Here is a 6205-nt window from a genome sequence, read left to right as displayed (position 1 = left end):
AGAAGATCTACCCCGACAACCCCGGCCTCGACGAACTCCCGTCTACTTCATGACCGTTGGCGCACCACCACTACACCACCCCACGGGACACGACCACCGGCTGGCGGCGCAGCTTCGCAGAGCAGTCAGGGACGGCACGCCGAGCGCGCCCCTCGGGCTCGTGACTGCGGCCTGCGGGACGCCGATGGTCCAGAGCGCACTCTCGGAGGCCTGGACGCTGGCGGTCAGCACCGGCGGCCGGCCCCGGGCACGGTCAGCCTTGCGTCGCCGCCTCATTCTTCCGCTGCCGGCCGCAGAGGCCGCGTGCCTGCTCGATCTGGCGGATGCGCACGCTCTTTGGCCGTTGACCGCCGCCGAGTGTGCCGGCCGCGCACGGAGCGGAGATCCAGGCGAGCGGCATGCGGCCTTGCGTTACCTCTCCGGAATCCCCGGCGGACGCCACGTGCTGCCGAGACGCCCGCACAGTCCGTCGGACCCGTACGAGCTGCTGCTGCTGTCGGCGGCCTGGGAGCGGTGCGAACCCGGCACCGCGCTGGGTGCCGATTTCCGGAGAGCCGTTCGAAACCTGCCCGCGCGTCCCGGCGGCGGCCTGGTCGCAGCGCAGTCGATGCTGATGGGGCAACTCGGCGAGCCAGGCGTCGGCCTGAGCGGCGGTATGAGCGTACTGATCGCTGGGCTTGGCGATGCCATGGCGCAGACCGATCACGTCTCGCGAGTCCTCACCGTCGTCCTCATGGACTCCGCCGGCCTTCACGGATCCGACGCGCTGGTTCAGCAACTCGGCACCGGCCACTGGGCGATCAGGATTCCCGTGCCCGATGCCGAGGCAATGGAACCGGCGACCGCGATCCGCCACCGTGCTGCGATTTCGTGGTGGTCGAGCCGCCTGCTGGAACTGCCTGGCGCTGCTCCGGACCTCCTGCACGCACGCTTTGCAGACGACAGCTCCCTTGCCATGGCGGACGCGGCTCGCCGCTGCGGCTCGCGGTTCGTGTTCACCGTGACGCCAGATCCCCACCGGACCATGGCAGAGCGGCATCACGGCGTGCCGGTTGCATCGGGCGACGAACCCGCCTCAGCCCTGAGGCTGGACCTGCACAAAATCTTCGTCGGCGACCGCCTCGTTGCCCGCTCAGACCTCCTGGTCACGATCCCCTCTCGTACGGACTCTCCTGCGCTGTCGGGCTACTTTCCCGAGCTGGCCAAGACGTTCGGCGCAAGAAGGATCGCTGCACCCCCCGAGGGGATTCCTCCTTTTGTTCCTGGCGCCGGCGACGACGAGATCACCGATTCCCTCATGACTCGGCTCTTCTGTGGCGGCAGCCACCCGGAGGGCATCGACCACACGGCGCGCGCCATGCGCCTGATCCTCAACGTCGGCCGCCTACACCCTGTCAAACAGCAGGACCTGCTCGTAGAAGCCTGGCTCGAGTCAGGCCTTCACCGATCGACCACGATCCTCCTTATCGGAGGGTCGGGCCGTGAGGCCTCCACACATGTCGAGAGGGAGATGCGAGCCAGAATCAGCAAGCTGCTCTCGCGCGAGCCGGATGCCCGCCGCCACATCGCCATCTGGCCGGCCCTGCCCAACCGCCACGTCCGGATCCTCGAACGGGCACTCGCCTCCGGCCGTTGGACCGGTCCCGCCCTGTATGTCTGCCCCAGCACGAAGGAGGAGTTCGGCCTCGCCCTGCTCGAGGCCATGGACTCCGGGCTGGCTGCCGCCGGACCGCTCCGCGGTGGCGTCTCCTACTACATCGAGGACGGTGTGAACGGCTTTCTTCTTCCCACGGACTCCGTCGGCACCCTGGCGGACCGGCTGACGAAACTCCTCGGCCTCCCATCCAGTGGGCTGGCGGACATCGCTGCCGCAGGACAGAAGAGTGTGACCGCCCGCTTCTCGGCGTCGGCCATGGCCGAGTCCCTCGCTGCCGAGTACCACGAACTCATGCGGGCTTCACCATACCCACGGCAGTCCACGGGCCGACGATAAGAGGCATCCACCGACCTCTCCCTCGCCTGCGCACAGCTCGTCCAAGTCCTGACTTCGCGTCAGCTCTTGCTCCGTACGCCTCGGTTGACGTCGGCACAGAACCCGACGTTCGGTCAGGACGGCGCACATATCGATGCCCTGCCGGGCCCTGGGCGCAGCCCCCACAAGGCCGGCAACAGGCACCGTGTGATGGCCTCGATGCTGACCTGTCAAAGAGCTCCGGCCCCGGCATAAGCCCTTGGGTAAAGCTTTGCGACGTGAATGGAAATTACATCTGTTGCACGCAACGAGGTAGCTGTAACGTCCGGTACGCGCAGCCTCCCCCGCGGCTGCGCTGCCCCACACACAGGAGACTCGTATGCGCCCAACCCTGTCCGGACTCCGGTCCGCCAGATCCGCCGCCTTCCTCTCGCTCGCCCTCACCGCTGCCGGGGTGAGCGCAGTCGCAGCGCCGCAGCACGCGCACGCTTCGGTGACCCGCATCCGCCTCGGCAGTTCCACCGACGTGTCCCGCACCTCCTGGAACGGCCCCGCGTTCACCTTCAACGGCGACGGCGCCGTGGTTCCCGACACCGCGACAAAGGCGATCGCCGCCATCACGGGCGGAAGCGGAAGCATGGACATCACGGTGCTCGCCGACTCCGCCGCCACCGGCACGAGCCAAAGCCCCGAGTGCGATGTGTTCATGGGTCTGTCCGGCGTCAACTCCTGCACCACCGACGTCGTCGGTTCCGCCGCCGACGGCAACAACTCACAGGTCAACGCCGACGTACGCAACGCCGAGTTCGTGTACTTCGCCGGCGGCAACCAGTGCGTCTACGCCTCCTGGAAGGGGACCTCGCTGCAGGCCTCCGTCCAGTCCGTCATCACCAAGGGCGGCGGCTCCGGCGGTGGCAGCGCCGGACACCACATCAACAGCGCCATCGTCTACGACGCCTGCAACGCGAGCACCGACTCCCCCACCGCCCTCGCCAACCCCTACGACAGCAGCGTCACCTTCACCACCGGCATGTTCACCTGGCCGAACTACGCCGACACCATCAACGACTCCCACTTCGTCACCCGCGACCGCATGGGCCGCACCATGGCGTTCGTCGCGCGCGCCGTGAAGGACGGCCTGACCACGTCCGGCAAGGCATGGGGCGTGGGCGTCGAGCAGGGCGGCGGCTCGCTGTTCCTGGACAAGAACGGCCTGGCCACCCTCTCGGGATCGGACGCCTACGTCGTGCTCGGCGACCACCAACCCGAACAGGCCGCATCCGGCAAGCCGCTCACCTACTCGAACTTCAAGATCTGGCACCTGACCGCCGGACAGACCTTCGACTTCAAGAATCGCCCCTCCTGCGGCTACTACACCCGCAGTGTGCACAGCGGCACCCCCGACGCCAACCTCTACTCCGGTACCCCGATCACCGATTGCGGCGGCGGGGGCGGCGGCGGCACGGGCTCCTCGTACACCGAGGCCGAACCGAACGACAGCACCAGCGCCGCCGACGACATCACCGGCCTCACCTACCCCGCGACCGTCACCGGCAGCATGAAGTCCACCTCTGACCGCGACTACTACAAGCTGTCCCTGACTGCAGGCCAGACCGCCACCGTGACCTGCACCATCCCCGCCGCCTACGACGCGGACCTGTACTTCATGAACTCGAGCGGCAGCACCCTGACCCGCTCGGTCAACAACGGCAAGGGAGTCGGCGAGTCCCTCAGCTGGACGGCAACCAGCAGCGGCACGTACTACGCGGACCTGGAGGCCTACAGCGGCGCGGGCAGCGCGACCTACTCCTGCAGCATCGTCAAGAACTGACTCCCAGCGAGCAGGGAGACCGCGGCTGCTCGGCCGTCAGCGTGACCCGATGGGGGCGTCGAGGCGGGACGAGGAGCAGGTTCGGGTCGGTGTGGGTCTTGTACGCGGCGCTCGCGACGTACACCGTGCCGGCCCTGACCGCGATCGAGGTGGGGTTCTCCAGGCCGTGCTCCGGCCCGAGCACCGTGCAAACCGTCCCGCCGGAGTCGACGCGGACCACCTGTTCGCCTCGTTGAGTACAACCAGGACCTCGTCGCCCCGGCCGGTGAAGTCGAAGTCGTCGACCTTGGTCAGCCCGTCCGCCCTCACCCGCTCGGACCCGAACACCAAGAGCCGGCGGGACAAGCTGACCCCCGATCAACTCGCCGCCCTCGCCGAACACGGCATCCAGTGGGCGTGAGCGGGCTGGGTAGGGCTGTTTCGGGTGGTGCCGGGGATGGTGGGCAGTCCGGCAGGGGCGTTGCCGCGAAGGGGTTGTGTGCGCGTGGCGATCCGGCGGCGCGCACACCCGGGGGCGGGGCCTGCAGTGTGGTGCACCAGGGTCCCGTCCCCACTCGCTGGGTGGCCGGTGTTCAGGCCGTTGTGGCGGGGTGGTGCCGGGTCAGAGGATGACCAAGCCCGCGCCCGAGCAGGCCGTGGCCGAACCCGCTGTGGTGGCGGCCGTAGGCGGTGGGCTCCCGGCCCTCGTCCTCGCTGCTGTAGCAGTAGTGCTCGCTCTCCGAGTAGGAGACGTGCTCCGTCGAGGCGGTGACCTCGTGGTCGTAGGACTCGGAGACGCTGCCGGCCGAGGCGGCCGCGGCGGAGACCGCGACCAGGGCGGCGCCCGTCACGGCGACGGCGGACAGACGGGCGGTGCGCTTGGTCATCGTCGACCTCGTCCATCGGTTGCGGGCGGCACCATAGCGCCCGGGGCCGCGGTCGGGCGGAAGTCGACGCTGATGTCCTCGCAGGTCTTGAAGGCGGCCGCGGTGGCGTAGGACGTGTAGGCGCGGCGGTCCGCACCGGTGAGCGGCATGTCGTCGGCGAAGGGGGCCGCAATGCCGCGCGGCCACAGGTGCCGGGTGCGGACCGCAGCGCTCTCCGCGCAGACGACGAGGGTGAGGGCGCCCAGGTAGATCCAGGCCATCAGGCCCAGCACGATGCCGAACAGCCCGTACGTGGCGGTCGCCCCGCGCAGCACGTGCCCCACGTAGTAGGCGCCGACCGCGAGCAGCGCCTGCCAGGCCAGCGCGGCGGCCAGCGCCTCCGGCCACAGCAGGCGAACGCGGAGGTGGCGCCGGGTCAGCAGCTTGAAGCCGAGGAGCAGGAGCCCGGTCTCGAGGGCGACCGACGCGGGGACACAGCCGACCCGCACACCCCACTCCAGCCGGGCGGACAGGCCGTGCGCCGTCGCGGTGACGGCGGCAGAGACGCTCGAAGCGCCGACCGCCAGACCGAGCAGCCCCAGCAGGGCGAGCCCGCGCAACCGTGCGGCCACGGCCGTGGGCCGGCGATGCTCCGGCACGGCCCACACCGTGTTGAAGGCGTTCTGAACGGCCTGCGCCACGCCCAGTGCCCCGTACAGACTGCCCGCGGTTCCGACGCCCAGGGCGAAGCCACTGCCGTGGAACGAATGGATGTTGTGCGCGACCTGGTCCCCGATGACGGGGAACTGACTGAGCGCCGAATGCAGCACCTGCTGCTGCAACTGGGCGTCGCCCCGGAGCGAGAACCCCAGCACGGTGACCAGCAGCAGGAGCATCGGGAACAGGGAGAGGAAGCCGTAGTACGTGATCAGGGCCACCAGGTAGGTGCCCTTGTCGTCGATGAACTTGTAGACCACGCCCAGCGTCATTGCCACCCAGCGGTGGTGCCGTTGGAAGGCGTCGAGTCTGCCGAGCACGCTCATGGACCACCGTTCCCGAACGAGGGCCGAAACGCCGTCACGCCTCGGTGGGCGAACCGGACACGGCGGCCGCCCTCGCCGCAGAGCCGAGGGGCGCGGGCCCGACCGGCCTGACCGGCCGGTGGGGCTGGCGGGTGTACTCATGGCGGCTGACTTCTTCCGGTGGAGAGAGCGCGGCCCTGGGCGCATCGGGACGATGTGCCCAGGGCGGTGGCAGCTCAGGAGCGGGCGTACTACCAGCGGTACCAGCGGCTGCGGCTGCCGGAGGCGTTGGTGCCCCGGGCGATGAAGCCCAGCAGCCAGAGGACGAAGACCACGATGGCGACCCACCAGAGGATCTTGAGTGCGAAGCCCGCCCCGAACAGGAGCAGGGCCAGCAGGAGAACGAGAAGAACGGGAACCATGTGAGTGACCTCCACGTCGTGTGATGGCCTTCGGCTTCCCCGTCTTGGCGCGGGCATGCACACGCGTTCACCCGACCGTTCGCCACGTGCGCGGCATCCCGCCGGGCCAAGGC

The 6205-nt window shown here is 69.3% G+C and carries 7 protein-coding genes; 3 read left to right on the top strand and 4 right to left on the bottom strand.

All coding sequences use genetic code 11. The features are described from left to right. The first annotated feature begins 184 nt into the window (after positions 1-184). Positions 185-1993, top strand: coding sequence for a glycosyltransferase (locus ACWD4U_RS32925; protein ID WP_363461210.1), 1809 nt, complete (start codon positions 185-187; stop codon positions 1991-1993). 358 nt (positions 1994-2351) lie between these two features. Next, on the top strand, positions 2352-3803 hold the full coding sequence (locus tag ACWD4U_RS32920) for a pre-peptidase C-terminal domain-containing protein (RefSeq protein WP_363461208.1): 1452 nt from the start codon (positions 2352-2354) through the stop codon (positions 3801-3803). Here the strand turns inward: ACWD4U_RS32920 and ACWD4U_RS32915 are convergent. After that, positions 3793-4023 (bottom strand): hypothetical protein, encoded by a 231-nt coding sequence (locus tag ACWD4U_RS32915; RefSeq protein WP_363461206.1) that lies wholly within the window; start codon positions 4021-4023, stop codon positions 3793-3795. The two genes, ACWD4U_RS32920 and ACWD4U_RS32915, sit on opposite strands and share 11 nt — an antisense overlap. Before the next feature lie 45 nt (positions 4024-4068). Here ACWD4U_RS32915 and ACWD4U_RS32910 point away from each other — a divergent pair, with 45 nt between their 5' ends. After that, complete coding sequence (locus ACWD4U_RS32910) at positions 4069-4203, top strand: hypothetical protein (RefSeq protein WP_363461204.1); 135 nt, start codon at positions 4069-4071, stop codon at positions 4201-4203. Positions 4204-4375: 172 nt separating this feature from the next. Here ACWD4U_RS32910 and ACWD4U_RS32905 read toward each other — a convergent pair whose 3' ends face one another. From ACWD4U_RS32905 to ACWD4U_RS32895, 3 genes are all read right to left on the bottom strand, one after another. Further along, positions 4376-4669, bottom strand: a complete 294-nt coding sequence (locus tag ACWD4U_RS32905) for a hypothetical protein (protein ID WP_363461202.1) — start codon at positions 4667-4669, stop codon at positions 4376-4378. Beyond that, positions 4666-5691 carry a YihY/virulence factor BrkB family protein gene (locus tag ACWD4U_RS32900; RefSeq protein WP_363461201.1) on the bottom strand — a complete coding sequence of 342 codons (1026 nt, stop codon included), beginning with the start codon at positions 5689-5691 and terminating at the stop codon, positions 4666-4668. The genes ACWD4U_RS32905 and ACWD4U_RS32900 overlap by 4 nt, the downstream gene beginning before the upstream one ends. Before the next feature lie 230 nt (positions 5692-5921). Beyond that, positions 5922-6092, bottom strand: coding sequence for a hydrophobic protein (locus tag ACWD4U_RS32895; protein ID WP_363461199.1), 171 nt, complete (start codon positions 6090-6092; stop codon positions 5922-5924). Positions 6093-6205: the final 113 nt, after the last annotated feature.

Source organism: Kitasatospora sp. NPDC002522 (genome assembly GCF_053595195.1).
The sequence above is the reverse complement of the archived record's forward strand: the minus strand, read 5'-3'. Positions and strand labels throughout refer to the sequence as shown.

Bases quoted from the DNA above. Each gene is read 5' to 3' on its own strand.
- ACWD4U_RS32895 (WP_363461199.1), bottom strand. From the start codon at position 6,092: ATGGTTCCCGTTCTTCTCGTTCTCCTGCTGGCCCTGCTCCTGTTCGGG.
- ACWD4U_RS32925 (WP_363461210.1), top strand. From the start codon at position 185: ATGGTCCAGAGCGCACTCTCGGAGGCCTGGACGCTGGCGGTCAGCACC.
- ACWD4U_RS32905 (WP_363461202.1), bottom strand. From the start codon at position 4,669: ATGACCAAGCGCACCGCCCGTCTGTCCGCCGTCGCCGTGACGGGCGCC.
- ACWD4U_RS32900 (WP_363461201.1), bottom strand. From the start codon at position 5,691: ATGAGCGTGCTCGGCAGACTCGACGCCTTCCAACGGCACCACCGCTGG.
- ACWD4U_RS32920 (WP_363461208.1), top strand. From the start codon at position 2,352: ATGCGCCCAACCCTGTCCGGACTCCGGTCCGCCAGATCCGCCGCCTTC.